The organism is Sphingomonas endophytica, assembly GCF_014199415.1.
Classification (GTDB): domain Bacteria; phylum Pseudomonadota; class Alphaproteobacteria; order Sphingomonadales; family Sphingomonadaceae; genus Sphingomonas; species Sphingomonas endophytica.
In genome coordinates, this window is record NZ_JACIJN010000003.1 from 141695 (window position 1) to 167571 (window position 25877).

At 69.4% G+C, this 25877-nt stretch carries 17 protein-coding genes; 11 read left to right on the forward strand and 6 right to left on the reverse strand.

Annotated elements, in window-relative coordinates; translation table 11 throughout:
• Nucleotides 1–59: 59 nt before the first annotated feature.
• From FHS97_RS05985 to FHS97_RS06000, 4 genes are all read right to left on the reverse strand, one after another.
• The gene (locus tag FHS97_RS05985) at nucleotides 60–2435 is read right to left on the reverse strand and encodes an ATP-binding protein (RefSeq protein WP_184034540.1); all 2376 of its coding nucleotides are present in this window, start codon (nucleotides 2433–2435) and stop codon (nucleotides 60–62) included.
• A complete protein-coding gene (locus tag FHS97_RS05990) occupies nucleotides 2432–3718 on the reverse strand; it encodes an EAL domain-containing protein (RefSeq protein ID WP_246346499.1) in 1287 nt (428 codons plus the stop codon). The genes FHS97_RS05985 and FHS97_RS05990 overlap by 4 nt, the downstream gene beginning before the upstream one ends.
• A gap of 526 nt (nucleotides 3719–4244) precedes the next feature.
• Nucleotides 4245–8474 (reverse strand): translocation/assembly module TamB domain-containing protein, encoded by a 4230-nt coding sequence (locus FHS97_RS05995; RefSeq protein WP_184034543.1) that lies wholly within the window; start codon nucleotides 8472–8474, stop codon nucleotides 4245–4247.
• A complete protein-coding gene (locus FHS97_RS06000; protein ID WP_184035048.1) occupies nucleotides 8474–10612 on the reverse strand; it encodes an autotransporter assembly complex protein TamA in 2139 nt (712 codons plus the stop codon). The genes FHS97_RS05995 and FHS97_RS06000 overlap by 1 nt, the downstream gene beginning before the upstream one ends.
• A 246-nt stretch (nucleotides 10613–10858) precedes the next feature.
• Between FHS97_RS06000 and FHS97_RS06005 the strand changes: the two genes are divergently transcribed.
• The 5 genes from FHS97_RS06005 to FHS97_RS06025 all read left to right on the forward strand — a co-directional run bounded on the left by FHS97_RS06005 (nucleotide 10859) and on the right by FHS97_RS06025 (nucleotide 18983).
• The gene (locus FHS97_RS06005) at nucleotides 10859–12025 is read left to right on the forward strand and encodes an acyl-CoA dehydrogenase family protein (RefSeq protein WP_184034546.1); all 1167 of its coding nucleotides are present in this window, start codon (nucleotides 10859–10861) and stop codon (nucleotides 12023–12025) included.
• Nucleotides 12022–12789, forward strand: a complete 768-nt coding sequence (locus FHS97_RS06010; protein WP_184034549.1) for an enoyl-CoA hydratase/isomerase family protein — start codon at nucleotides 12022–12024, stop codon at nucleotides 12787–12789. The genes FHS97_RS06005 and FHS97_RS06010 overlap by 4 nt, the downstream gene beginning before the upstream one ends.
• Before the next feature lie 93 nt (nucleotides 12790–12882).
• Nucleotides 12883–14121 (forward strand): efflux RND transporter periplasmic adaptor subunit, encoded by a 1239-nt coding sequence (locus tag FHS97_RS06015; RefSeq protein WP_184034552.1) that lies wholly within the window; start codon nucleotides 12883–12885, stop codon nucleotides 14119–14121.
• A 6-nt stretch (nucleotides 14122–14127) separates the two neighbouring features.
• The gene (locus tag FHS97_RS06020; protein ID WP_184034555.1) at nucleotides 14128–17418 is read left to right on the forward strand and encodes an efflux RND transporter permease subunit; all 3291 of its coding nucleotides are present in this window, start codon (nucleotides 14128–14130) and stop codon (nucleotides 17416–17418) included.
• Nucleotides 17418–18983 (forward strand): efflux transporter outer membrane subunit, encoded by a 1566-nt coding sequence (locus FHS97_RS06025; protein WP_184035050.1) that lies wholly within the window; start codon nucleotides 17418–17420, stop codon nucleotides 18981–18983. Before FHS97_RS06020 ends, FHS97_RS06025 begins: the two co-directional genes overlap by 1 nt.
• 83 nt (nucleotides 18984–19066) lie before the next feature.
• Here FHS97_RS06025 and FHS97_RS06030 read toward each other — a convergent pair whose 3' ends face one another.
• Nucleotides 19067–19405, reverse strand: a complete 339-nt coding sequence (locus tag FHS97_RS06030; RefSeq protein WP_184034558.1) for a phasin family protein — start codon at nucleotides 19403–19405, stop codon at nucleotides 19067–19069.
• A 144-nt stretch (nucleotides 19406–19549) separates the two neighbouring features.
• Between FHS97_RS06030 and FHS97_RS06035 the strand changes: the two genes are divergently transcribed.
• From FHS97_RS06035 to FHS97_RS06050, 4 genes are read left to right on the forward strand one after another with little or no spacing between them, the layout of a single operon-like run.
• Nucleotides 19550–20071, forward strand: a complete 522-nt coding sequence (locus FHS97_RS06035) for a hypothetical protein (protein WP_184034562.1) — start codon at nucleotides 19550–19552, stop codon at nucleotides 20069–20071.
• Complete coding sequence (locus tag FHS97_RS06040; RefSeq protein ID WP_184034565.1) at nucleotides 20068–20688, forward strand: peptidylprolyl isomerase; 621 nt, start codon at nucleotides 20068–20070, stop codon at nucleotides 20686–20688. The genes FHS97_RS06035 and FHS97_RS06040 overlap by 4 nt, the downstream gene beginning before the upstream one ends.
• 52 nt (nucleotides 20689–20740) lie before the next feature.
• The gene (locus FHS97_RS06045; protein WP_184034568.1) at nucleotides 20741–21973 is read left to right on the forward strand and encodes a M20 metallopeptidase family protein; all 1233 of its coding nucleotides are present in this window, start codon (nucleotides 20741–20743) and stop codon (nucleotides 21971–21973) included.
• 5 nt (nucleotides 21974–21978) lie between these two features.
• Nucleotides 21979–22506, forward strand: a complete 528-nt coding sequence (locus FHS97_RS06050; protein ID WP_184034571.1) for a biliverdin-producing heme oxygenase — start codon at nucleotides 21979–21981, stop codon at nucleotides 22504–22506.
• A gap of 121 nt (nucleotides 22507–22627) precedes the next feature.
• Here FHS97_RS06050 and FHS97_RS06055 read toward each other — a convergent pair whose 3' ends face one another.
• Nucleotides 22628–24760: a histidine kinase dimerization/phosphoacceptor domain -containing protein gene (locus FHS97_RS06055; RefSeq protein WP_184034574.1), complete on the reverse strand. Its 2133-nt coding sequence runs from the start codon at nucleotides 24758–24760 to the stop codon at nucleotides 22628–22630.
• Nucleotides 24761–24899: 139 nt separating this feature from the next.
• Here FHS97_RS06055 and FHS97_RS06060 point away from each other — a divergent pair, with 139 nt between their 5' ends.
• On the forward strand, nucleotides 24900–25253 hold the full coding sequence (locus FHS97_RS06060) for a PilZ domain-containing protein (RefSeq protein WP_184034577.1): 354 nt from the start codon (nucleotides 24900–24902) through the stop codon (nucleotides 25251–25253).
• 75 nt (nucleotides 25254–25328) lie between these two features.
• The gene (locus FHS97_RS06065) at nucleotides 25329–25874 is read left to right on the forward strand and encodes a (2Fe-2S)-binding protein (protein ID WP_184034581.1); all 546 of its coding nucleotides are present in this window, start codon (nucleotides 25329–25331) and stop codon (nucleotides 25872–25874) included.
• The last annotated feature ends 3 nt before the right edge of the window (nucleotides 25875–25877 follow it).

The following is a 25877-nucleotide window of genomic DNA, read 5'->3' on the forward strand; positions in this document are numbered from 1 at the left end:
CCATGATCCGCCTTTCCTGACCAACGCCCCGGCGCCGAATGCGCGACCGGTCATGCCCTTCACGCGGCGTCCCTGACAGGGTGCCCGAGCATCGCACCTATTGCGTCTACAAGACCCTGTTTGGAAACAGGCTTTTCGATAACATTTGTGATACCGGCGCCACGCACTTCCCGGCGCTCGTTTTCCGACAGCGGCGGGCCGAGCAAAGCGACCCGCGCCGCCGGCGCCGCGGCGACCAGCGCGGCGAGATCGGCGGGCGCGCGGCCATAGGTGCCGGTGTCGACCAGCACCCCGCGCGGGCGCAGTTCGGCGGCGCGCGCCACCGCGTCGTCGGCGGTGCAGAACTCGACCACCGGCTCGGCGGCGAACAGGGCGCGCAGCGTCGCGCGGGTGATCGGGTGTCGCTCGACGATCAGCAACCCGCCGGTCGCGACGACCGTCGCCGGCGGCTCCGCGACGATCAGCGGCAGGTCGAGGCTGAATTGCGACCCCTCGCCCGGCCGGCTCGCGACGGTCACGTCACCGCCCATGGCGCGCGCGAGGTTGCGGCAGATCGCCAGCCCCAGCCCGGTGCCGCCGAAGCGGCGCGTGGTGCTGGCGTCGGCCTGGCGGAACGATTCGAAGATGATCCGTTGCGTCGCGCCGTCCATGCCGATGCCCTGGTCGGTGACCGCGATCCGCAATCGTCCGTCCGCCGTCGTGGCGCGCAGCCCGACCAGCCCGGCGTCGGTAAACTTCACCGCGTTCGACAACAGGTTGAACACGATCTGCCGCAGCCGCGCCGCATCGCCGCTGATCCAGTGCGGCGCATCGGCCATGTCGACCTCGAACCGCAGCCCCTTGGCCAGCGCCGGTTCGCGCCACAGCCGCGCCGCGGCGTCGAGCGTCGCGTGCAGGTCGAACGGCGCGGTCTCCAGCGTCAGCCGCCCGGTCTCGATCTTCGCCATGTCGAGGATGTCGTCGACCAACGTGCGCATCGTCTGGCCCGCGCCATGCACGACGTTCAGCCGCTCGCGGACCAGCGGATCGAGCGTCCGGTCGGCGATCATCACCTGCGTCATGCCGAGGATGCCGTTGAGCGGGGTGCGGATCTCGTGGCTGGTGGTGGCGAGAAACTCGGTCTTGGCGAGCGACAGCTTCTCGAGCTGCGCGTTGCTGGCGGCGAGATCGCGGTTGGCGGCGCGCTCGCGGTTGCGGCTGCGGCCGATCAGCGCCAACCCGGTGACGAGCAGCGCGATCACCAGCAAGGTCGCGCCGGCCACGCCGTACAGGATCATCCGCTGCGAACGCGCGGTGGCGCGCTGGAAGGCGATCGTCCGCGCCAGCCCGGCGGCCTTCAGGCGCGCGATCCGCAGCTCCTGATTGGCGTAATCGAACCGCGCGGCGGCGAGCGCGGCGCTAGTCGAGCGCGCGATCTCGGTCGCCTGCGCGTCGAGCCGCTGTACCGCGGCGAGATGCGGCAGCGCCGCCGCCGCGTCACCGTTCGCGACGAAGGTGCGATAGGCGACGTCATGCGCATGGCGGTCGGCGAGGATCGTGTGGGCGAGATCGACGCCGGCGAACCGCTCCTCGACCAGCCGCCGCGCGCGGGCGCGATCGCCGGCGTGCAAGGCGACGTCCGCTGCCGCCGCGAGCAATTGCGGGCGGAACGCCGCGGCATCGGGGCGTTGCGCGACCGCCAGCGCGGCGGTCACGCTGCGCGCCGCGCCCGCCACGTCGCCGCCGCGCAATTGCGCGAGCGACAGGTCGCCGAGCGATTGCGCGATTACCGGCGTGCTGCGCAGAATGCGCGCGGCGGCCAGCGCCTCGCGGAAATCCTGCTGCGCCTCGATGAAGCGTCCGAGCGCGAGCAGCGCATTGCCGCGCCCGTTCTCGACCGACATCGCCAGGCCGGGGTCGTTGGGGTAACTGCCCTCGACCTGATCGAAATAGCGCAGCGCGGTCGCATGGTCCTGCGCGCTGGCATAGAGCAACGCGATCAGGATCAGCGCGCGCGCCTGGCTGCGTCCGTCGTGCAACGCCACGAACATGCGATGCGCGCGCTGGAGCGTCGACAGCGCGTCGGCGATCTGCCCGGCATCGGTCAGCGCCCCGCCCTGCGACAAGGTGATGTCGGCGAGCAATCGCGCCGGGGCCGGCGCGCGCGCCGCCGCCGCGTGCGCTGCGTCGAGCGTGCGCAGCCCGCCGCGTGGATCGCCGACGCGCACCTGCGCCTCGCCCGCGAGCCACAGCAACGTCGCGCCTGGCGCGGAACGCTGGGCCGTCGGTGAGAGTCGCGCGCGCGCCGCCGTCGCCAGTGCCAGCGCCGCTTCGGGATCGCTCGCCATTTTCTGCTCGATTGCGGCGACATCGACCGGTGCGGCCTGCGCGGGCGCGGCCCCGAGCGCCGCGATGGCGAGAAGGGCGCCGAACGCGATCCGCGCCGGTGCGATCATCCGCGTTTCCAGCCGGCGGCGCGACGCGTGAACGAGCCGCGAACGTCCTGTGTCGCCTGATGGTGCTGTTCGGCGGCGAGAAAGGCGGCGAGCGGCGCCGGGGCGAGCGGCGGGCTGATGAAATAGCCCTGCGCCATGTCGCAGCCCATCACCGACAGCAACGCCAGCGCCGCCTGCGTCTCGACTCCCTCCGCGACCACTTCCATGTCGAGCGCATGGGCGAGGTCGATCGTCGAGCGGACGATCAGCGGATCGCGGTTCGAGCTGGTGAGCTGCGTGACGAACAATTTGTCGATCTTCAGCTCGCACGCCGGCAATTGCTTCAGATAGGCGAGGCTCGACAGGCCGGCGCCATAATCGTCGATCGAGATCCGCACCCCGATCCGGTCGAACTCGCGCAGATGCGCGATCGCGCCGTCGGGATCGCGGATCACCGAGGTTTCGGTGACCTCGAAGCCCAGCCGGGCGTCGGGCGCGGCGGTGATCGCGGCGCAGGCCAGCCGCACGAACTCGGCATCGGCGAGCAGGTGCCCGGACATGTTGATGAAGATGCGCAGGTCATGGCCCTGCGCGCGCAGCGTCCGCTGGTCGGTGATCGCCTGCGCGATCGTCCACAGCGTCAACCGCTCCATGCGCTGCGCGCGCTCGGTGGCGGGAATGAAGTCGCCGGGCGGCACCAGTCCGCGCTCGGGATGCTGCCAGCGGACCAGCGCCTCGACACAGTCGATCGCCTGGCGGCGGATATGCACCTTGGGCTGATAGTGGAGCACCATCTCGCCGCGATCGAGCGCGCCGTCGACCTCGGCGACGACGCGCTCCTCGACGCCGCCGGGCAAACTCGCGCGCGGGGCGGCCATCGCCTGTTCGGCGTCGGCCAGCGCCGCCTCGGCGCGCTCGACGAGCAGGGTCGAATCGCCGCCGACCGGCGCGATCGCCCCGGACGCCACCATTTTGGGTAAGCAGGAAAAATCTTCGATCTGTATCAAGGTGGCGCAGGCGGAGCGGCAAAGCCCGACGACATGGGCCAGCGCATCGGGTCGCGCCGTCGCGAAGTCGACCGCGATCACGTCGCGTGCCGCCAGCTCCACCGCCGCGCCGGGCACCGCTTCCACGACGCGCCCGACCAGCAACTGCATCAACCGACGCATCGGCCCGACGCCGATGTCGCGACGTAAGTCGTTGAAGTTGCTTACTTTGGCCAGAACACAACCCTGCTGTCGCGCGGGAGGCGCGGCGTTGCCGTCCGGCGGTGACGGCGGGGCAAGGTGGTACAGGCTGGCCATGTCCTTTCCGGTCGTAGAACCCACTCTTGAAGAATGACTTAAGTCGTCACGCCCGATGGTGAATAAAGAGTTAACGCCATTGAGCCATCCCTAACCATCCATTAAGTAGAAGTCACCCTTCGGGGGGTCAAACAAGGGAGAGACCCATGTTCGCATTCATCGTCGCGCTTGCCGTCGGTATCGTCGTCAAGCCCTGGTAATTCCAGCGGCGGTCCGGCCAATGGCCGGACCGCCGAGCCAGCGATGACGGGTGGCATGGAGCCGCCCATGCGAAAAGGCGGGATCCGACCAGCGATCTGCGGTCGTCGCGGCGCTCTCCTGTCCTATGCGCTGTTCCGGACCTGATCCGGCAATGCACTTCTTTCCTGCACCGCCGATAAACAGCCGAGCCCCGGATCACCTGCGGCGCGCCGGTCGCAGCGGCATGTCCCGATCGACGGGGATGCCGTTGCGGCACTGACGGCGCAGCACTCGCCTGCCCGCGACACCGTCGCCCCGGACCGGGTCGGGGCGACGCGGAATGCCGCTACCAGTCGCGCGAGTAACGGAGCTGGACGTTCGAGCCGCCGAACGATCCCGCCTGCGACAGGATGCTGATCGACTTGGTCAGCGCGACGGTCAGCTGCGTGGCGGTGAAGCCGCGAGCGTCGGTGACGATCTCGATATAGATATCGTTCGTCAGATACTTGCCCGCCGCCAGCGCCGAGCCGCGCCCGCTCGCCTCGTCCGCGCCGAGGATGCGCAGCCGGTCGAACCCGGTCGCCGAGCGCAGCTTGCCGAGCGGATTGAGCCCGCCGCCAGACCCGCGCAGCGAGTTGAGCGCGGAGGCGAGTTGCAGCGCCTCGGTTGCCGACAGATTCTCCGGATTGGTGCCGAAGAGCAGGCGGCTGAGCACTTCGTCCTGCGGCAAGGACGGGGTGGAGGTGAAGGCGATCTGCGGGCGCTGCCCGGTGCCGGTGATGTTGATATTGAACGTCACGCCATCGTTGCTGGTGGTGGCGAGGATGTTGATGTCCGGATCGGTGAGCGCCGCGCCGCCGCGGAAGCGCACCTGCCCGCGCGACACCTCGAAACGCTTGCCCGCGAACGAATAGGTGCCGCGCACCAGATCGAGCCCGCCGCCGATCGTCGGCGCCGCGCTGGTGCCGCCGATCCGCAGGTCCATCGACCATTCGCTCTCCAGCCCCATCCCCGAGACGAACAGCTGGTTGTCGGCGTGGACGCGCAGGTCGAGCTTGAACAGCCCCACCGCCGGCGCCGCCGGCCGATCGGTCGGCTTCGCAGGCCGCGCCGCATCGCTCTTGCGACGGATACCGGTCAGCTCGGGCACTTCGGCCGCGCCCTGACGGATGATCTCGTAGCGCGCGTTGGGAACGAGGATGTCGCCCGAGATCAGCCCGCCGTTCGCATTGTTCTGGATGCGGATATCGCCGGTCGCGGTCGCGCCGAGCGCGTCGGACTTCGCCAGCCGCGCATTGCGCATCGCCACCCGCACGTCGAGCGGGAAGCCCTGCGCCGCCGCGAGGCTGACACTGCCCTGCGCCTGGACGCTGCCCTCGCCGGCCTTGGCCTGCAGCTGCGACAGCTCCAGACGGTCGTTGTTGAAGCGCGCGCCGATCCGCATGTTGGTCAGGCGGGTGCCATAGGTCTCGTTGGTATAGGTGAGATTGTCGGCGCGGATCAGGCCGTTGATGCGCGGCGCGCCGACCGTCCCGCCGAAGTCCGCCGCGATCGCGATCGGACCCGACAATTGCTGCTCGGCGAGCCCGGCGAGGCTGAACAGCACGCCCGACGGCCCGTTGTAGCGGATCCCGCCCGACAGCGGCCCCTGCATCAGGCGTGTCGTCCAGCTGCCGCTGCCGCTCGGCGTCAGCGTCGCGACCATCCGGCCGACCGGCGTGCCGCCGCGCTTGATGAGCGCACGCCCCTCACCGGCCGCGCTGGTCAACCGGCCCTGGAAGACCACGTCGACCGGCTCGGACACCGAGGTCAGGCTGGAGCGGGTGAAGTTGGCGATGTTGACGCGCGCATCGGCCGTCGGGAACGCCTGACCCGCCTGCTGGACGTAATCGACGCTGCCGGTCGCCTGTCCGCCCAGCCCGAGATTGGGGACGAGCGCGTTGAGCAAGGCGAGGTCGAGCCGGTCGAGCCGAAGCTGCGCCGCGGTCGCGCCGCCGCCGAACTTGCCGGCCAGCCGCATCGAACCCTTGTCGAAGTCGAGCCGCGCCGGATCGAGGCGATAGCTCTTGCCTTCGGGGACGATCCGCGCCGGGGCGGCGGTACGGAAGTTGACGCCGTTGGCCGCGCCTTGCAGCGCCACCAGATATTGCGACGGCGACAGTTGCGCATTGGCGGCGAGGCGGAACGGCACGCTGTTCGAGCCGGTCAGCAACGCCTGCGCGGTGCCGGAGCCGTTGGCGTAGTTCACGCGCACGCGCCCGGCCTCGATCACCGTCGCGCCGTAACGCATGTCGGCGATCTGCGCGTCGGCACGGACCTGCGGCTTGTCGTAGAGCACGACATCGGCGTTGATGAGCGCGCGCCCGATCGTGAAGTCGACCGCGCCGGGGATCTTCGCCGCCAGTGCGCGCGCGTTGACGCTGGCGCGCTGATACTTGCCCTCGGCGCCCAGCGTCGCGAGGCCGTTGAGCCCCTGACCGTTGAAGCGCACCTGCCCGGCGAACGGCCCGGCGGCGGTCTGGACGACGCGGCCCGCGAACTGCACGCCCGCGAACAGCACACGGCGGATATCGACCGCAAGTTGCTTGCCCGGCGTCACCAGCACGTCGGCGTTGAACGGACCGTAATTGGTGCCGCCGGTCGCATTGACCTGATACGATCCGCCGCGCCCGACGACCCGCGCGTCGAGATTGGCGAGCCCGATCCCGACTCCCGGCCGCGGCGCGCGCAGCCGCACGACCGGCGCGGTCGCCGAGCCGGTGACGCGCGCGAACAACGGGCCATATTGCTTGGAGTAAGCGTCGGCATCGACCAGCAGCGCACCGCTCGCCGGATCGAAGCGCCCCTGCCCGCGCGTGATGCGGAACAGCGGCGCGTTCATCTTCAGGCTCTCGAAGGTGACGACACCCTCGGGCGAATAGCCGAAGCGCGTGCTGAGCACCGCATTGCCGCCGAGGAAGTTGCGTGCCCCCTCGTTGAACAACTGCTTGGTCTGCACCGCGACGCGGCCGGTGATCCCGAACCCGCCGCGCGCGCCGGGCACCAGCTTGGCATCGGTCTGGATGTTGAGGATGCCGACGCTGTCGACACGGAAGTTGTTGACGCGCCCCTGCAATCCGCCCGTGTAGCGGCCGGTTTCCATATTGGCGGCGATGATCGCGGTGGCGTCGATCGTGTCGGAGCGGATGCGCAGATTGTCCGACAGGATGTTCGGCATCTGGATCGCCAGATCGCCGTCGATCCGCGCATTGGTGGTGAGGCCGCCCAGCGCCGGATTGAGCCCCGCGATCCGCTTCGCGCGCGCATGGACCGGCACGAGGATGCGGTCGCTGTTCACGCGCGCCAGCCCCTCGGCGTAGAGGTTCTCGACACTCATCTCGCCGAAACCGAGCGAGGTGGCGCGGACCTTGTAGTCCACCGTCGGGGTCGAGAACGCACCGTTCAGCACCACGCGCGCCAGCACGTCGCGCCCGCGGACGTTGGGGGCGATCGCGCCAGGGGTGAGCAATTTGGCATCGACCGCGAAATTGCCGAAGCGGCTGTTCTTGAGGTCGAGCATCCCGCCGGCGTCGACCGCCAGCGCGTTCGACGTCAGCTTGATGCGCGTGTCCGCGCTACGCTCGCCGAGCGTAACGTCGGCGGCGACCTGCAAGGCCGGGGCGGTCAGCCGCTCGACCGGGCCTTCAAGATAGAGGCCCGGGCGCGTCGGACCGCGCACCTCGAAATGGCCGTTGCGCGCGGTGAGCGCGAGGTCGGCGAGCTGCCCGCCGCCGAGCGTGGCGAGCGCGCGGCCCTGCCACGACGCCCAGCTGCCGCGGCCGGTGACGGTCGCGGTCAGCGGCGCCTTCAGCCCGCCGAGCTGCGCGACCATCCCGCCGGCCGGGGCGGTGAGGCGCACGTCGACGTCGAGCTTGTCGTCGTCGGGCACCGCGTCGATCTTCACGCGCGCGACGTCGCCGCCGGCGACGCCGGGGGCGCGCAACGCAACGGCATTGACCTGCAATTGCGCGCGGCGGTCGGCGATATGCGCCTGTCCGTCGAAGCGCGCGATGTGCCGCGCGCCCGATACCGCCGGCTCCATCACGAACCGCGCGACCTGCAGGCGGTTGATGTCGATATCGAGATCGGGGAGCAGCGGCGCGTTGGGATCGGTCGGCTCGGTCGAGGGCTTCAGCTCGGGATTGCGGCGCAGCGTGATGAGCTGGCTCGCGACCGAGCGCACGTCGACATGGTTGTTCGCGAAGGCGAACGGACGCCAGTCGACATCGAGCCGCGGCGAGGTGAGGAACACGCCCTTGGGATCGCTGACGCGCACGTCGCTGAGCCGCATCCGGCCATAGAGCGAACCGTCGATCCGCCCGACCTTGATGTTGAGCCCCGAGGCGGTGGTGTAGCCGCCGATCTGGTCGGCGACGAAGCGGCGGCCGGGATCGGTGTTGATCCCCAACACGATCGCCACGACCAGTACGAGCAGGCCGAGGATCGCGATACCAACCCACTTCAGGATGCGCAGCCACAATGGGCGGCGCTCCGCCACGATCGTGCCCTCGCCCGGCGCCAGCGTCTCGTCAGTCATCAGAACGCCTGCCCGATCGAAATGTAGAGCGCGACCTTGGCATCGCCGGGTCGCGGGTTGAGCGGCGTCGCCACGTCGACGCGCATCGGGCCGAAATTGGTGTAGAAGCGCCCGCCGATGCCCGCGCCGAAGCGCAGGTCGCTGCCGTTCGGCAGGGTGCTCTCATACGTGTTGCCGCCGTCGATGAACGGCACGATCCCGAAATTGCCGAAGCGATAGCGTGCCTCGATCGAGAATTCGTTGAGGCTGCGCCCGCCGATCGGACGCAGGTCCTTCACCTCGTCGCGGTCCTCGTCGCCGGGGACGAGCGAGCTTTCGGGTTCGAGCGGCCCGAGCCGCTGGAAGCCGTAACCGCGCACCGATCCGCCGCCGCCGCCGTAATAGCGCCGCGACGGCGCGATGTCGTCGCGCGCGATCCCGAAGATGCTGCCGGCGCGGACGCGGCCCGCGATCACGAGGCTGTCCGACACCGGATAATAGGCCGTGCCCTCGATCAGGCTGCGGCCATAGGGACGTACCGCGCCCTGCACCGACGTTTCCGGACTAAGGCTCAGCTTGAGGCGATAGCCGCGCGTCGGGTTGAGCAGATTGTCCGAAGTGTCGAACTGCACCTGCCCCGGCAGCGCCAGCACGCCATAGGTGCGACGGACACGGTCATTCTCGGCGAAGTCGAAGACGCTCTCGTTCGTCCCGACCAGCTCGAAGCCATAGGCATAGGTGAACTTCTTCTGCCAGATCGGGGTCGAATCGTACGAGATCCGCCCCGACAGCGTGCCGGTGAACGCCTCGAACGCATCGTAATTGGCGCGCAGCGCGCTTGCGACCAGCGTCACGGTGCGGTCGCGCTTGCCGGCGTTCTGGCGGCGGAAGGTCGCCGATAGCCCCTGCTGCTGCGTGCCCGCGATCGCGCCGAGGATCAGCGCGCCTTCGGGCGGGAAGCGGTTGCGGTTGGTGAAGGTGCCTTCGACCGTCACGCCCTGCCCGGTCTGGAAACCCGCGCCGCCCGACAGGCTCTTGGCGGGGCCGCGCGACTGGCGGATTATCAGGTCAACCTGTTCGGTGCCGTCGGGGAGGATCGTGCCGGTGCGGACCGGCTGGACACCGACGCCGTTGAACAGCCCGGTCGCGACCAGCGCCTCGCGCAGATCGTCGGCCTTGCGATTGTCGTACAGCTCGCCCTCATCGAAGCGCGGAAAGACGTTGAGGTGCTTGAGGTCGAACACCGGTTCGCCCTCGGTGCGCAGCACGCCGAACGACGAGCGCGGCCCGGTGTCGACCGGCAAGGTATAGTCGCCGCGTGCGGTCTGCTCGTCGAGCAGGATGTCGCGCTCGCCGACCTTGACGAACGGATAGCCCTGTTGCGGCAGCTTGAGGCTGACGTTGGCCTCCGCGCCCTGCACGCGCAGCGCCTCGATCGGGTCGCCGGTGCGCAGCGGCAGCTCGCGGCGGACCAGATCGGGCGGCGTGGTCGGATCGGCCTTCACCGTGATCGTGCCGAGCTTGTATTGCTGGCCAGGCGTCGCGCTGACGATCGCCTTGATCTTCTGCTCGCTGCCGGAGAGCGTCTCGACCGTCGAGATCGCGGTCGCGTCATAATAGCCGAGCGACTTCATCAGTCGCACCGCGAGCTGCTCGTCCTCGCGGCCACGCGCCGCGACTTGCGTGGCATTGTCGGCCTTGCCCTTGCCCTCGCGCAGCGCCGACAGCGAGTTGAACTCGTCGGTCAGCCCGAGCGGGTCGAGCCCGCGCACCTCGTTGGTGTAGCGGATGTCGGGCGCGTCCTCGTCCTTGACGTCGGCGACCGAACGCAACGGCTCGGTGTTGAAGGTCGACAAAGGTTCGAGCGGCTGGGCGAGCGCGGGGTCGACCGCGGGCGGCGGCGGCAGCGTGCCGGGGGTGATCGGCTGCTGCGCGGCGGCGTCAGCGGCGGGCGTTGTCGCAGGAGCCGTCGTCGCGGGGGCCTTGGTGTCGGCGGGCATCGGCTCGAGCGGCGCGTCGAGGTCGCCCGACAGCGGCGGCAGCGCCTTGTCGAACTCGGCATCGGGGACGATCGGGGCGTCGCCCTGCGGATCGGCAGCCGGCGCCGTGGTGCGCGGTGCGTCGGGACCCTGCGCCGGGGCGGTGCCCGGGGTCTGCATCTGGGCCTGCGCCTGTCCGGCGATCAACGCGATCCCGGCGCTGGCCAGGAGCAGACGGGAGTGACGAACCGAAAAAACCAAGAAAAACGCCCCTTTATGCGGAAGATCCCGGCAATCCGGTTTGATCTTCCGTCCACTGGCAACGATCCACCGGCGAAACAGTTGCCTCGCTACGGATCATCGACGCCGCTGGCGCGCACCTTGCCAACCGCCTAGAGCCGTGCGCAACGAACGCTGGGAGAGCGCATGAACTTCGATCTCGACGACGAGCACCGCATGATCGCCGAGTTGGTGCGGCGCTTCGTCGATGACGAGCTGGTCCCGCTGGAGAACGGCCTGCTGGAGCGCGATGCCGCCGGGCACGGGCTGGAGCTGACCGCCGACGAACGTGCGCATGTCGACGGCATTTCGCGCGAGCTGGGGCTGTGGGGGCTGGATGCGCCGGCCGACGTCGGCGGGACCGACCTGCCGGCGGTGGCGATGGTCGCGGTCAACGAGGCGCTGGGGCGGACGATCGCGCCATGGACGCTGCCGCCCGACAGCCCGAACCTGCGAATGCTCGCCGCCACCGTCGACGATCGTCAGCGCGAGGCGTATCTCGCTCCCTATGTGCGCGGCGAGACGATCTCGGCGATCGGCATCTCCGAGCCGGGCGCGGGCTCCGACCCGGCGGGCATGAAGACCACCGCGGTGCGCGACGGCGACGACTGGGTGCTCAACGGCCGCAAAATCTGGATCACCAAGGCCGATCGCGCCGACTTCACGATCGTGATCGCCGTCACCGACAAGGAGAAACGCCAGCGCGGCGGGATGAGCGCGTTCCTTGTCGACCGCGACGCGCCGGGCTTTTCGGTGGTGCGCCCGATCCCGATGATCGGCGGCGAAACGACCTATGAGGTCGCGCTCGACGATTGCCGCGTGCCGGGGTGGAAGCTGCTCGGCACCGAGGGGCAAGGCTTCGCGCCGATGCAGCTGCGCCTCAACACGCGCCGCGCCGAGATGGCGGCGAACGCGATCGGGATGGCGGCGCGCGCGTTGGACATGCTGGTCGACTATGCCCCGCAGCGCACCACGTTCGGCAAGCCGCTGAGCGAGCGGCAGACGGTGCAGAATTGGGTCGCCGATGCCGCGATCCGCATCCATGCCGCGCGGCTGATGGCTTACGATTGTGCGTGGAAGATCGATCAGGGCCGAGACGCGCGCACCGAGGTGTCGATGCTCAAGAGCTTCGCGCTGGAGATGGCGTGGGAGGTGCTCGACCATGTCATGCAGGCGTTCGGCGCGATGGGGATGACCCGCGAGCTGCCGCTGGCGCAGATGGCGGCGCGCATCCGCCTGATGCGGATCTATGACGGCCCGACCGAGATCCATAACTGGGTCGTCGCCCGCAACCTTTTGGGAACCCGCGCATGAAGCAGCATCTGTCCGTGACCCGCGAGGGCCATGTCGCCACCGTCGTGATCGACCGCCCGCCGCATAACCACGTCAACGCCGCGCTGATCCATGCGCTCGCCGACGTGCTGGATGAACTGGACGCAGATACGGAAGTGCGTGCGATCGTGCTCGCGACCGAGGGACGCGTATTCTGCGGCGGGGCCGATCTGTCGGGGGACAAGCCGCTCACCACCGACGACGGCGAGAGCGAGACACCTGCGCTCTACCGTGGCGCCTTCCGGCTGTTCTCGGCGAAGAAGCCGATCGTCGCGGCGATCCAGGGCGCGGCGGTCGGGGCCGGGCTCGGGCTCGCGCTGGTCGCCGACTTCCGCGTCGCCGCACCCGAGGCGAAGTTCTCGGCCAATTTCGTGACGCTCGGCTTCCATCCCGGATTCGGGATCAGCCTGACCCTGCCGCGCGTGATCGGCGGGCAGCACGCGAGCCTGATGCTGCTGACCGGGCGGCGCGTAAAGGCGGACGAGGCGCTGCGTTACGGGCTGGTCGACCAGATCGCGCCCGGCGTGCGTGCGGCAGCGCAGGCGCTTGCCGCCGAAATCGCGCTCAATGCGCCACTGGCGGTGGAGGCGACTCGCGCGACGCTGCGCGCCGGGCTGGCCGAGGCGGTGCGCGAGCGTACCGAGCATGAGCGTGCCGAGCAGGACCGGCTGATGCAGACCGATGACTTTCGCGAGGGATTGCGCGCGGTTGCCGAGCGGCGGCCAGGGCAGTTCCGACGCCGCTGAGGAATAAATGTTCGTCGGTGCGAAACATTTGCGACAAATAGCGCTTAGCCGAGGACACCCTCGGGTTCGGACAGGCACAGAGTGACAAGAAATTTGACGGTACGGCGGATTCGCGCTGCGGCCGGGCTGGCGAGCCTTGCGGCGGCGCTTGCCTTGTCCGCCTGTAGCGGTAGCAGCGACAGCGGACAGGCCAAGGGCAAAGGCGGCGCGGGCGGCCCCGGCGGCGGCGGGCCGACGACGGTCGGCTATGTCGTGGTCCAGCCGACCGCGGTGCCGACGATCAGCGAACTGCCCGGCCGGACGGTCGCCTACGAAAGCTCGCAGGTGCGCCCGCAGATCACCGGCGTGATCCAGAAGCGCTTCTTCACCGAGGGCGCGCTGGTGAAGCGCGGGCAGCCGCTTTATCAGATCGACCCGTCGCTTTATCGCGCCGCCGCCAATCAGGCGCAGGCCAATGTCGCCAACGCGCAGGCGACGTTCGCCGCCGCCAAGATCCGCGCCGACCGCTACAAGCCGCTCGCCGAGATGGAGGCGATCAGCGCGCAGGATTATACCGACGCGGTCGCGCAGCAGCGGCAGGCCGCGGCGCAGATCGGCGTCAACAGCGCGCAGCTCGACAGCGCGCGCGTCAATTTGCGCTTCACCACCGTCCCCGCGCCGATCACCGGACGGATCGGGCGTTCCTTGTTCACGGTCGGGGCGCTGGTCAGCGCGACACAGACCGATCCGCTGGCGACGATCCAGCAGCTCGACCCGATGTTCGTCGACATCCAGCAATCGAGCACCAACCTGCTCGCGCTGCGCCGCGCGCTTGCCGCCGGCGGCGCCGCCCCGGCGCGCGCCGAGGTGACGCTGAAGCTGGAGGACGGCAGCGATTACGGGCTCAAGGGCACGGTCGAATTCGCCGAGGTGGTGGTCGACCAGAGCACCGGCACCGTCACGCTGCGCGCGCGCTTCCCCAACCCGCAGGGCCTGCTGCTGCCCGGCATGTTCGTCCGCGCCGAGTTCGCACAGTCGATCCTAAAGTACGCCTTCCTCGTGCCGCAGCCCGCGATCAGCCGCGATGCCAAGGGCAATGCGACGCTGTTCGTGGTCGGCGCGAACGGCAAGGCCGAGCAACGCAACATCAAGGCCGATCGCACACAGGGCGCGTACTGGGTGGTCACCGACGGGCTGAAGCCCGGCGAGAAGATCATCACGCAGGGTCTCGCGAACCTGCGTCCCGGCGCACAGATCCGCGCGGTGCCCGCCAATGCGCCGCAGCCGGTGAAGGCCCCCTCGCCCGAGGAAATGAAGAAACAATCCGGTGGCGGTCAGGGCAAGGCGGGCTAAGCCGGCATGTCCCGCATCTTTATCGACCGCCCCATCTTCGCATGGGTGCTGGCCATCATCGTCATGCTGGCCGGGGTCGGCGCGATCCTGTCGCTGCCGATCGCGCAATATCCCGACGTCGCGCCGCCGCAGGTCTCGATCCGCGCCACCTTCCCCGGCGCGAACGCGCAGACGATCCAGAACAGCGTCACGCAGGTCATCGAGCAACAGCTGACCGGCATCGACGGCCTGTTGTACTTCCAGTCGAGTTCGTCGAGCCGCGGCTCGGTGACGATCACCGCCACCTTCGACAAGGGCACCGATCCCGACATCGCGCAGGTACAGGTCCAGAATCAGGTTCAGCAATCGCTGAGCCGCCTGCCGCAGCAGGTGCAGCAACAGGGGCTGGTGGTCCGCAAGTCGAACCCCGACTTCCTGTTGATCGTCGGCGTCTATGACACCACCGACAAGCTGACCAATCAGGACGTCTCCGACTATCTGGTCAGCAACCTGCAGGACCCGCTCGGGCGTATCCAGGGCGTTGGCGACACCAACGTCTTCGGGTCGCAATATGCGATGCGGATTTGGCTCGATCCCGCCAAGCTCAACAGCTACCAGCTGATGCCCGGCGACGTCATCACCGCGATCCAGAACCAGAATACCGAAGTCGCGGCGGGCGAGATCGGCGGGCAGCCGAGCCCGGCGACGCAGATGCTCAACGCGGTCGTCACCGCGCAGTCGCGGCTCCAGACCCCGGCGCAATTCGCACAGATCATCCTCAAGACCGAGCAGGACGGCGGCACCGTCCGCCTCGCCGATATCGGGCGGATCGAGCTGGGCGCGGAAAGCTACAACGCGTTCAGCCGCGTCAACCGCCACCCCGGCGCGGGCATCGCGGTGCTGCTGGCGCCGGGCGCCGACGCGCTGAAGACCGCCGAGCTGGTCAAGGCGCAGGTCGAGCAGGCATCGAAGGCGTTCCCGGCCGGGCTCACCTATGCCTTTGCCAACGATACGACCGACTTCATCAAGCTGTCGATCGAGGAAGTGGTCAAGACACTGATCGAGGCGATCATCCTCGTCGTCATCGTCATGTTCGTGTTCCTGCAAAGCTGGCGCGCGACGCTGGTGCCGGCGATCGCGGTGCCGGTGGTGCTGCTCGGCACGTTCGCGGTCTTCTATGTCGCGGGCTTTTCGATCAACACGCTGACGTTGTTCGGGCTGGTGCTCGCAATCGGGCTGCTGGTCGATGATGCGATCGTCGTCGTCGAGAACGTCGAGCGCTTGCTGGAGGAAAACCCCGGCATGACCCCGCGTGAAGCGACGATCGAATCGATGAAGGAGATCACGGTCGCGCTCGTCGCGATCGCGCTGGTGCTGTCGGCGGTGTTCATGCCGATGGCGTTCTTCGGCGGATCGACCGGCGTGATCTACCGCCAGTTCTCGCTGACGATCGTGTCGGCGATGGTGTTGTCGGTACTGGTCGCGGTCATCCTGTCGCCCGCGCTGACCGCGACGCTGCTCAAGCAGACTCACGACCAGCATGGCGATCCAATCGAGGAGAGCTGGATCGGCCGCAAATTCCCGCGCGTCGCGCACGGGCTGGAGCGCGCGCGCGACGGGTTCAACACCACCTTCGATCGTGGCGTGGCGCGCTATGTTGCGGGCGTGCGGCGGGTGATCGACCGCAAGGCGCTGTTCCTGCTGATCTACCTGCTGACGGTCGCGCTGCTGGCGGTGCTGTTCCTGCGGATGCCGACCGGCTTCCTGCCGACCGAGGATCAGGGCGCGGCGATCGTGCAGTTCCAGCTTCCGGCGGGCGCGACGCGCTCGCGCACCGAGGACGTGCAGCATCAGGTCGAGAATTATCTCGCCACCAGCGAGGGCAAGAACGTCCGCACGATGTTCACGGTCAGCGGCGGCGGTGGCGGCGGCGCGAGCGGGCAGAACACCGGCCAGGGCTTCGTCAATCTCGCGCCATGGGACGAGCGCAAGGGCAAGGAGAATACCGCCGACTCGATCGTCGCGCGCGCCTCGGCGGCGTTCCGCGGGCTGCGTGACGCGCGCGTCTTCGCGCTGGTGCCGCCGGCGGTGCGCGGGTTGGGCCAGTCGAACGGCTTCACGATGGAATTGCAGAATTCCGGCGGGCTGACGCAGGAGCAGTTCGCCGCCGCCAAGGACAAACTGCTCGCCGCCGCCAATGGCGATCCCGCGCTTGCCTCGGTGCGGCTGACCGAATTGCCCGACACCCCCACGCTCAAGATCGACATCGACCAGCAAAAGCTCGCCGCGCTCGGGCTGACGCAGGCCGACGTCAACACGACGCTGTCGACCGCTTGGGGTGGCCGCTACGTGAACGACTTCGTCGATCGTGGCCGGGTCAAGCGCGTGTTCGTGCAGGGTGACGCGCCGTATCGCGCCGCGCCGACCGATCTGAACCAGTGGTTCGTGCGTGGATCGAACGGCCAGATGGTGCCGTTCGCGGCCTTCTCGCAGATCGGCTGGAGCCAGGCACCGGTGACGCTGTCGCGCTTCAACGGCATCCCGTCCTACGAATTCCAGGGTGCCGCGGCCGAGGGCAAAAGCTCGGGCGATGCGATGACGCGGATCGAGGAACTGGCGGGAGAGGTGCCGGGCACCAGCGTGTCATGGGCGGGGCTGTCGTTCCAGGAGCGGCTCTCGTCGGGTCAGGCACCGTTGCTGTACGGTCTGTCGATCCTCGTCGTGTTCCTGTGCCTCGCGGCGCTGTACGAAAGCTGGTCGATCCCGTTCGCGGTGCTGCTGGTGATCCCGCTCGGGCTGATCGGCGCGATTCTGTTCACGACGCTGCGTGGCCTCGTCAACGACGTCTATCTCCAGATCGGCCTGCTGACGACGATGGGGCTGGCGGCGAAGAACGCGATCCTGATGATCGAATTCGCCGAGCAGGAGGAGAAGAAGGGCAAGCGCGTCATCGATGCCGCCTTGTCGGCGGCGCGTATCCGGTTGCGCCCGATCCTGATGACCAGCCTCGCCTTCATCTTCGGCGTGCTGCCGCTGGCGATCTCGACCGGGGCGGGTGCGAACAGCCGCATCGCGATCGGCACGTCGGTGATCGGCGGGATGATCACCGCCACGGTGCTGGCGATCTTCTACATCCCGTTGTTCTTCGTGCTGGTGCGCCGTGGGTTCCGCGATGGCTGGAAGGGGCTGCGGCGCGGTGCCGATCCCAGCCCCGACGATGACGGTGACGACCATGGCGGCGCGGCGGCGCAGGACGCGCCAAAGCAATTGCCGCGCCCGATCGACAAGCCCGCGCTGCCCGCGCCGGAAGGGGCATGATGACTCGCCTGATCGCCGCACTCTGCGCCTCGGCCGCGCTCGCCGGCTGCTCGCTCGCCCCCACCTATGTCCGCCCCGCCCCGCCGGTGCCGACCTCGTGGCCGGTCGGCGACGCCTATCTGCGGCAGAGCGAGGCGGCGCTGCCCAGCGTCACCTACCGCGACATCTTCCGCGACGCGCGGCTGCAGACGCTGATCGAACAGGCGCTGGCCAACAATCGCGACCTGCGGATCGCGGTTGCCAATATCGAGTCCACGCGCGCGCAATATCGCATCCAGCGCGCCGACCTGTTCCCGCAGCTCAACGCGACTGGCGCCTATAGCTATCGCCAGAACAGCCGCTCGGGGGTGAACACCGGGGTCAACACCGGCGGGACGGGCGTGGGCACCGGCGGCACCGGAACGGGCGGCTCCGGCACCGGGGGGACCGGCGGCACGGGCACCGGTGGCACCGGGACCGGCACCGGTGGCACGACCATCGTATCCGGTTCGAACAGCACCTTTCAGGCGCAGCTCGGCGTCACCGCGTTCGAGATCGACCTGTTCGGGCGCGTCCGCTCACTGACCGGCGCAGCGCTGTCGCGATACTTCGCGCAGGAGGCGGCGGCGCGCGCGACGCGGCTGACGCTGATCGGCGACATCGCCAGTGCATGGCTCAACTATGCCGCCGACAAGAGCCTGCTGACCGTCGCCGAACAGACCGCGGTCGCGGCGCGCGCCAGCGTGCGGCTGACCGATGCGCGGCGTCAGGGCGGCGTGTCGCCGCGCACCGACGTGCGGCAGGCCGAGCAGATCCTCGCCACCGCCGAGGCCGATCTCGCCGAGCAGCGCACGTTGCTGGCGCAGGACGTCAATGCGCTGCAATTGCTGGTCGGCGCGCCGATCGACGCGAGCCAACTTCCCGCCGGGATCGAGCAGGCCGCACAGACGATCGGCGAGCTGCCGGCCGGGATTGACTCGGGCGTGCTGCTCCGCCGGCCCGATGTGGTGCAGGCGGAATATTCGTTGCGCGCGTTCAATGCCGAGATCGGCGCGGCGCGCGCGGCGCTGTTCCCGCGCATCTCGCTGACCGGGCTGGTCGGATTCGCGAGCACCGCGCTGCGCACCCTGTTCTCGGGCGACGCGTTCAACTGGTCGGTGGCGCCCAATGCGAGCTATCCGATCTTCCGCGCCGGTGCGGGGCGCGCGAACGTCGATTACAGCGTGGCGCAACGCGACGCCGCGCTCGCCAATTACGAGCTGACGATTCAAAGCGCATTCCGCGAGGTGTCCGACGCGCTCGCGCGGCGCGGGACGATCACCGATCAACTGGCGGCGAACCAGCGTTTTTATACCGCGGCGGTCGATACGCTCAACCTGACCAACGCGCGTTATCGTGGCGGGATCGACACGTATCTGACCTCGCTCGACGCGCAGCGACAGCTGTATTCGGCGCAGCGGACGCTGGTGACGACGCAGCTGGTGCGGGCGACCAATCTGGTGACGCTGTATCGCACCCTCGGCGGCGACACGCTGCTCGAGGTCACCGATCAGGGGCCGAAGCCGGCGGGTCGGCCGGCTCCCTAGATCGTCATCGCGAGCGCAGCGAAGCGATCCAGGGCCGGATCAGGACGCCCTTGATGGCTTCGCTACGCTCCCGACGACGGACGTTAGCCGTTCGAATCGTTCCCGCTGCCCGGTGCCACCGCCGCGCGGCCGAACTGCATGATCAGCTGACCGATCTCGCGCGCCTGCTCCATCGAGCGCTGACCCTGGCTGCGCAGGAAGTCGCTCTGGATCTGCATCACCTGCGACAGGTCCTTGGCCTGCGCCGCGGCGCGCATCGCGGAAAAGGCTTCCTGCGTATTGGCTTCGACCTGATCGAGGATCTTGGTGCTGATCGTCTGGCCGCTTTCCATCATGTGCTGGCCCGAGGCGCGGAGGCGGTCGGTCGCCTGCTGCGCCGCATCGGCGGCTGCGCGGCCCATGTCGTTGCGTTGATCGGTCATCGTCACTCTCCCTTCGGCGTGCGTCAGGCTGCACCTTCGGGCTGAACCCGGCAAGCCGGTGGTTGGTTGCCGCAGGCGGGTAAACGCCGGGCTGGTGGCGCGCCGCCGGGAGCGGTAAGGAGGAAAGATTTCTGGAGCCCGTGAATGTCGTTCGCCCTGTCCCTGCTGCTCGCGTCGGCGCCCTTTTCCGCGCAGGATCTGCCTGCGCCCGAGCCGTCCTGCACCGCCGCGCGTCCGGTGCTGCCGATCGGGTTCGAGAACTGGACCACGCGGGTCGCGCTGGAAGCGGGGGCAGCGACGCGCCATGCGCCGGTGATCGCGGTCGGCCGCGCCGCCGAGCTGCGGCTGGTGCCGCTCGACCGGCTCGCCCCCGCCGCGCCGCCGACGCGCGATCTCGGCGCGGGGACCAATGCCGGGGTGGCGCTCTTCCAGGTGACGCGTCCCGGCACCTATCGGATCGCGCTCGGCGCACCGGCGTGGATCGAGGTGGTGCGCGGCGGGCGCGCGCTGCCCTCCGCCGCGCACAGCCACGGGCCGGCGTGCAGCGGCATTCGCAAGATCGTCGATTACCGACTCGCGCCGGGTCGCTATGTGCTGCAACTGACCGGCGCGGCGGCGAACACGCTGCCGGTGTTGATCGCGCCCGCGTCGCAGGGGGCGGCATGATCGCGGCGCTCGTCGCGCTGGCGCTCGCCGCGCCGCAGGTCGCCCCTGCCACCCCGGCTGCGCCACCGCCGGTGTCAACGGCGCCAGCCGCGCCTGCCCCTTCCACGCTGACGCGCGTCGTGCTGACCACCGACGCCGGCCCGATCACGATCGGCGTCGACGCCAAGGCCGCACCGATCACCGCCGCCAATTTCCTGAAATATGTCGACGGCAAGAAGCTAGACGGCGTGTCCTTCTACCGCGCGGTGAAGGTCGCGGACGGCTTCGGGCTCGTCCAGTTCGGGACGCGCAACGACGCCAAGCGCACGCTGCCGCCGATCAGGTTCGAGCCGACCACGCAGACCGGGCTCAGCCACACCGACGGCACGATCTCGATGGCAATGGCCGCGCCGAACACCGCGACCGGCGACTTCTTCGTGGTGGTCGGCGACCTGACCTCGATGGATGCCAAGGACGGCCAGCCCGGCTTCGCCGCGTTCGGGCGGGTGCTGGAGGGCATGGACGTGATCCGCAAAATCCTGCTCGCTCCCACTTCGCCCACGCTGGGTGAAGGCGCGATGAAGGGCCAGATGCTCGCGCCCGCGATCCGCATCACCAGCGCGCGCCGCGGCCCCTGACGCTTCCGCCGGCATGACGGATCGGTTACAGCGGTGACCAAAGGAGTCCGTCATGACCAGCACGCTCGCCACCCGAACCGACTGGACCGCGATCGGCGCCGCCGAACTGGCGGACGTCATCGCGCTGCGGCGGGCGATCCATGCCGAGCCCGAGGTCGGGCTGCACTGCCCGCTGACCACCGCCAAGGCGAAGGCGGCGCTCGCCGGGCTGCCGCTCGAGATCCACGACAGCACCAGCACCACCGGCTTCGTCGCGATCCTGCGCGGCGGGCGGAGCGGCGGCGCGGGGTCGAACGGGCGTACGGTGCTGCTGCGCGGCGACATGGACGCGCTGCCGATGAGCGAGGAGACGGGGCTGCCGTTCGCCTCGACCGTCCCCGGCAAGATGCACGCCTGTGGGCATGACGCGCATACCGCGATGCTGGTCGGTGCGGCCAAGGCGCTGAGCGCGCGCCGCGACGAACTGGCGGGGACGATCGTCTTCATGTTCCAGCCCGGCGAGGAAGGCCACCACGGCGCGCGGCACATGATCGCCGACGGCCTGCTCGACGTCGCGCGGCCCGAGGCGGCGTTCGCGCTGCACATCCTCCCCAATGCGCCGGCCGGCATGTTCGTCGGCCGCGAGGGCGCGATGCTCGCCTCGACCGACACGGTGCTGGCGACGATCCGCGGCAAGGGCGGCCATGCCGCGATGCCACACGAGGCGATCGACCCGATCCCGGTCGCCTGCGCGTTCGTCACCGCGCTGCAACAGCATGTCGCGCGTCGCGTGCCCGTCGCCGATCCGGCGGTGCTGACGATGACGCAGATCCATGCCGGCTCGTCGCACAACATCATCCCCGAGGAGGTGCAGCTGATGGGAACGCTGCGCACGCTGTCGGAAGCGACGCGCACCGCGATGCGCGCGGCGTTCCACCAGATCGCGCAGGGGATCGCCGCCGCGCATGGCTGCGTCGCGGAGACGACGATCGACGAGGGCTATCCGGTGACCGTCAACGACGCGCGTGCGACGCGGCTGCTGCGCGAGCTGTCCTCGGAGGTGCCGGGTGGCGCGGGCTGGACGGCGATGCCCGCGCCGATGATGGGCGGCGAGGATTTCAGCTACGTGCTGCGCGAGGTGCCGGGCGCGATGGCGTTCGTCGGGGTCGCCGCACCGGGCAGCGACTGGCGCACCAACCCGCCGCTCCACAACACGCGGATGACGATCGAGGAGAATGTGCTCGCCACCGGGGTCGCGATGCATTGCGCGGTGGCCGAGCGCTTTCTGGAGCGCGGGCTGGACTGACGCCGATGTCCGCGATGACGATGCTGCGCGACGCGACCGGCGCGGCGCACGAGGCGGTCGACGCCGCATTCGGCGCGCACGATCTCGCATCACCGGAAGCGTACGGGCGCTTCCTGCTCGCGCATGGTCGCGCGCTGCCGGCGGCGGAGCGCGTGATGGCGGCGTTGCCGTTCGCGCGGACGCTGCCGACGCGCGCGCCGTTGCTGGCGGCGGATCTTGAGGAGCTGGGTGTCACGGCGCCCGCTCCCCTGCCCTTCGCGCCCGGCGACGATGCGGCGACGCTGTGGGGCGTGCTCTACGTCGTCGAAGGCTCGCGGCTGGGAGGGGCGATGCTCTCGCGACAGGTGCCGCCCGACTTGCCGTGGCGGTATCTCGGCGCGGTCCATGCGTCCGGCCAGTGGCGCGCGATCCGCGCCGCGCTGGACGCCGCCGCGGCGGGTGAGGACAGCGACTGGACGGCGCGGATGATCGCGGGCGCGCTGGCGACCTTCGCGCTTTATGCCGAGGCGGCGGCGGTGAACCCGCCAGCCTGACGTAATCCGTCAGCGCGAGCGCAGCGAAGCCATCCAGAGCCGGATCAGAACGCCCTGGATTGCTTCGCTACGCTCGCAATGACGGCTGCTCTGGCCACAGCCGTTTTGATCAACACTTGAGTTAAGCCGGCTCGATCGGCGCGGTCAGCACCGCGCGCAGCCCGGGCTCGTTGTCCAGATAGTCCATCTGCCCGTCGATGCGCTGGATCACCGCACGCATCATCCGGCTCCCGAAGCCTTCGCCGTCGCCCTGCTTGCCGACGCCCTGATCGGCGACGATCAGCCGCAGCCGGTTGCGATATTGCTCCAGCGTGATCTCGATCGGCCCGCCCGACCGGCCGGGATAGGCATATTTGGTCGCGTTGATGACCAGCTCGGCGGCGATCAGCCCGACGTTCACCGCGCGATCGGTCGGGATCAGCACCGGCGCGATCGACAGCAGCATGTGCCGCGACCATTCCTCGCCCAGCGACGCCTTCAGATCCTCGATCAGTTCGCCGAGATAGCGGCTGAGATCGATCGTCTCGATCTGGTCCTCGCGGTACAGCCGCCGGTGGACCAGCGCCACCGCCGAGAGCCGCGAGCGTGCCTCGCGCAGCTGGTCGGCGACCATCCCCGGCCCGGCGTCGCGCGCCTGGATCGCGAGGAACGACGAGACGAGCTGCAGGCTGTTCTGCACACGGTGATCGACCTCGCGCATCAGCAGGTCCTTCTGCGCGAGCAGCGCGTCCTTCTCAGCACCGGTGCGCTCCAGCTCCTGGTTGAGCCGGCGCAGCTCGTTCGAGGCGCGCGCCTCGCGCAGCAGGCGGCGAAGCCGGCTGGCGCCCTCGACCTGCTCCAGCGTCCAGCGCCGGGCGCGCCCACGGACCGTCTCATGCCACGATTCGAACGAGGCGCGCGGGTGGAGCGTCGCGTCGGGATCGTGCGGCACCGCCTTGTGCGGATTACCCGCCCATTCGATCTCCTCGATCTGCTCGACGCGCAGCCACATCAGCGTGTGACGATCGTCGATGCGCAGCGCCAGCACGCCCGTGATCGGACCGAATGCGTCGGCATCGGGCCAGTCGGTCGCCAGCTCGCGGGTCGCGAACACCGGGCCATCCTCGCGCAGCGCCGCCCAGCGCAGCAGGTCGAGCACCTCGACATCGCCCGGCGCGACGCCGCTGGCGGTGACAATGCGGTCGCGGACCAGCACCAGCCCGTCGGCATCGAGCATCCGGCGCAGTTCGTCGCCGCGCTCCGCAAGCACGCGGAACGGATCGCTGTTCTGCAACAGCGGGCGCAGCGCATCCTCCTCGCTGCGCAGCGCGAGCCGGACGCGATAGGTCTCGGCCTCTTCCTTGGCGAGGATCTGCCGCGCCAGCGCGCTGGCCATCGCGGCGGCGGCGGCGCGCACGCTGCGCGGCATGAGCCGCGGAGTCATGTTGTGGCAGGCGACCAGCCCCCACAGCAGCCCGTCCTTGACGATCGAGATCGACGCCGACGCCTGCACCCCCATATTGCGCAGATATTCGACATGCACCGGCGAGACGCTGCGGATCGCGACGTCGCTGAGATCGACCTGCTCGAACCCCGCCGGGCGCAGCGGCGCAGGGGCATAGCTGGCATCGGGGATCACGCGCGTGCGGTTGCGGACGTACAGCGCGCGCGCCTGCCGCGGGATGTCGCTGGCCGGAAAGTGATGGTTGAGGAACGATCCCAGCGCCGGGTCGCGATCCTCCGCGATCACGCAGCCTGCGTCATCGTCGAGGAAGCGGTAGATCATCACCCGGTCGAAGCCGGTCAGCGCGCGGAACGCCGTCACCGCGCGCTCGCTGAGCATCCGCAGTGTGCCCGCGCGTTCGAAACTTGCGCCGATCGCATCGAGCCACGACAGCGTGACCGCAACGCTGCCGGGCTGGGCCTCGGCGGGCTCCAGCTCGGCGATCAGCCACGCGCCGGCGCGATGCAGCGCAACGTCGTGCGCGGCAACGGGCGTGCCCAATACCGTGCCGCCCGGCCCCGGCGCGGCCGCGGTGAGCGCGGCAATGTCCTGCTGCAACAGCGTCGACAGATCGGCGTCATACCAGTCCAGCCCGAGCACCGCCTCGATATCGCCCGCCCCGGCGACGACGCGCAGGGTGCGTGGATCGGCGACCAGCATGATGCCGTGCGGCTGCACCGCGCCGGAAAGGTGGATCGGCTCCCGATCGCAGGGCGTCAGCGCACTTACCGCCAGAAGAAGCGCGTCATCCGACGCTGGTTGCGGATCCATCCGTTGCCACTATGGCAATGCCGCAGCGGCTGGCAACCGTTCTTACGCAGATCAAGCGATTAAAACAGGATCAAGCATCTGTGGCAGAACCATTGCTTTAACCGCTTGTTTGCCATGAGCGTATTAAGCGAGCCGTCCGATGTCCGACTCTCCTCCCCGCGAACCGCGCAGCAGCGTCATCCTCTATGCCCGCATCGACCATCGCGACCGGTCGGTGGAGGCGCGGGTGCGCAATCTGTCGGTCACCGGCGCGTGTATCGACAATCCGGGCGAGTTGACCAAGGGCGACCTGCTGGACGTGACGATGGGGTCTTTGGCCGCGCTGCCTGCCGAGGTGATGTGGACGTCGCCGACGCTCGCCGGGCTGCACTTCACGCGGGGTGCGATCGATCTCGCCGAAGCGCGCAAGCCGCGCGATCGCGGCGCGACCGGCCCGAAGGTGAGCGCGGGCTGGATCAGCAACATTCATCACGCCTATCGTCGCGACGGCTGATCCGGCGGCTGGCGGGCGGCGCCGTCGTCGCGCGTGCCGCTTGTTGCGCCGCCGCTGCGGGGATAACGCTGCGCGATGACCCGCCTGACCGTCAACAACGAGGCCGTCGAATATCGGATGGCGCCGGACACGCCGCTGCTGTGGGCGCTGCGCGACGCCTCCAACCTGACCGGCACCAAATATGGATGCGGCACCGGCAGCTGCGGCGCCTGCACCGTCGACATCGACGGCAAGGCGGTGCGATCGTGCCAGGTGGCGCTGCGCGACGTCGAGGGCACGTTCGTCACGACGATCGAGGGGCTGTCGCGCGAGCGCGCGCATCCAGTGCAACTCGCGCTGATCGCCGGGAACGTGCCACAATGCGGCTATTGCATTCCCGGCATCACCATGATGGCGGCCGCGCTGCTGAAGCGCGATCCAATGCCGTCGGACGAGGCGATCCGCGCCGGGATCACCAACATCTGCCGCTGCGGCATCTATCCGCGGCTGGTGGAGGCGATCCAGCGCGCCGGTCGGGCGATCCGCGGCGACGAACGCCTCCCCGCCGCGCCGCGGCCGGGGATCGACCCCGCCGAAGCCGCACGGCGCGTGCCGGCGCTCGATCCGGCGGCGGGGCGCTGATCC

Bases quoted from the DNA above. Each gene is read 5' to 3' on its own strand.
- FHS97_RS06045 (WP_184034568.1), top strand. From the start codon at position 20,741: ATGACCAGCACGCTCGCCACCCGAACCGACTGGACCGCGATCGGCGCC.
- FHS97_RS06005 (WP_184034546.1), top strand. From the start codon at position 10,859: ATGAACTTCGATCTCGACGACGAGCACCGCATGATCGCCGAGTTGGTG.
- FHS97_RS05990 (WP_246346499.1), bottom strand. From the start codon at position 3,718: ATGGCCAGCCTGTACCACCTTGCCCCGCCGTCACCGCCGGACGGCAAC.
- FHS97_RS06050 (WP_184034571.1), top strand. From the start codon at position 21,979: ATGTCCGCGATGACGATGCTGCGCGACGCGACCGGCGCGGCGCACGAG.
- FHS97_RS05985 (WP_184034540.1), bottom strand. From the start codon at position 2,435: ATGATCGCACCGGCGCGGATCGCGTTCGGCGCCCTTCTCGCCATCGCG.
- FHS97_RS06025 (WP_184035050.1), top strand. From the start codon at position 17,418: ATGACTCGCCTGATCGCCGCACTCTGCGCCTCGGCCGCGCTCGCCGGC.
- FHS97_RS06060 (WP_184034577.1), top strand. From the start codon at position 24,900: ATGTCCGACTCTCCTCCCCGCGAACCGCGCAGCAGCGTCATCCTCTAT.
- FHS97_RS06030 (WP_184034558.1), bottom strand. From the start codon at position 19,405: ATGACCGATCAACGCAACGACATGGGCCGCGCAGCCGCCGATGCGGCG.
- FHS97_RS06065 (WP_184034581.1), top strand. From the start codon at position 25,329: ATGACCCGCCTGACCGTCAACAACGAGGCCGTCGAATATCGGATGGCG.
- FHS97_RS06055 (WP_184034574.1), bottom strand. From the start codon at position 24,760: ATGGATCCGCAACCAGCGTCGGATGACGCGCTTCTTCTGGCGGTAAGT.
- FHS97_RS06020 (WP_184034555.1), top strand. From the start codon at position 14,128: ATGTCCCGCATCTTTATCGACCGCCCCATCTTCGCATGGGTGCTGGCC.
- FHS97_RS06000 (WP_184035048.1), bottom strand. From the start codon at position 10,612: ATGCAGACCCCGGGCACCGCCCCGGCGCAGGGTCCCGACGCACCGCGC.
- FHS97_RS06010 (WP_184034549.1), top strand. From the start codon at position 12,022: ATGAAGCAGCATCTGTCCGTGACCCGCGAGGGCCATGTCGCCACCGTC.
- FHS97_RS05995 (WP_184034543.1), bottom strand. From the start codon at position 8,474: ATGACTGACGAGACGCTGGCGCCGGGCGAGGGCACGATCGTGGCGGAG.
- FHS97_RS06035 (WP_184034562.1), top strand. From the start codon at position 19,550: ATGTCGTTCGCCCTGTCCCTGCTGCTCGCGTCGGCGCCCTTTTCCGCG.
- FHS97_RS06040 (WP_184034565.1), top strand. From the start codon at position 20,068: ATGATCGCGGCGCTCGTCGCGCTGGCGCTCGCCGCGCCGCAGGTCGCC.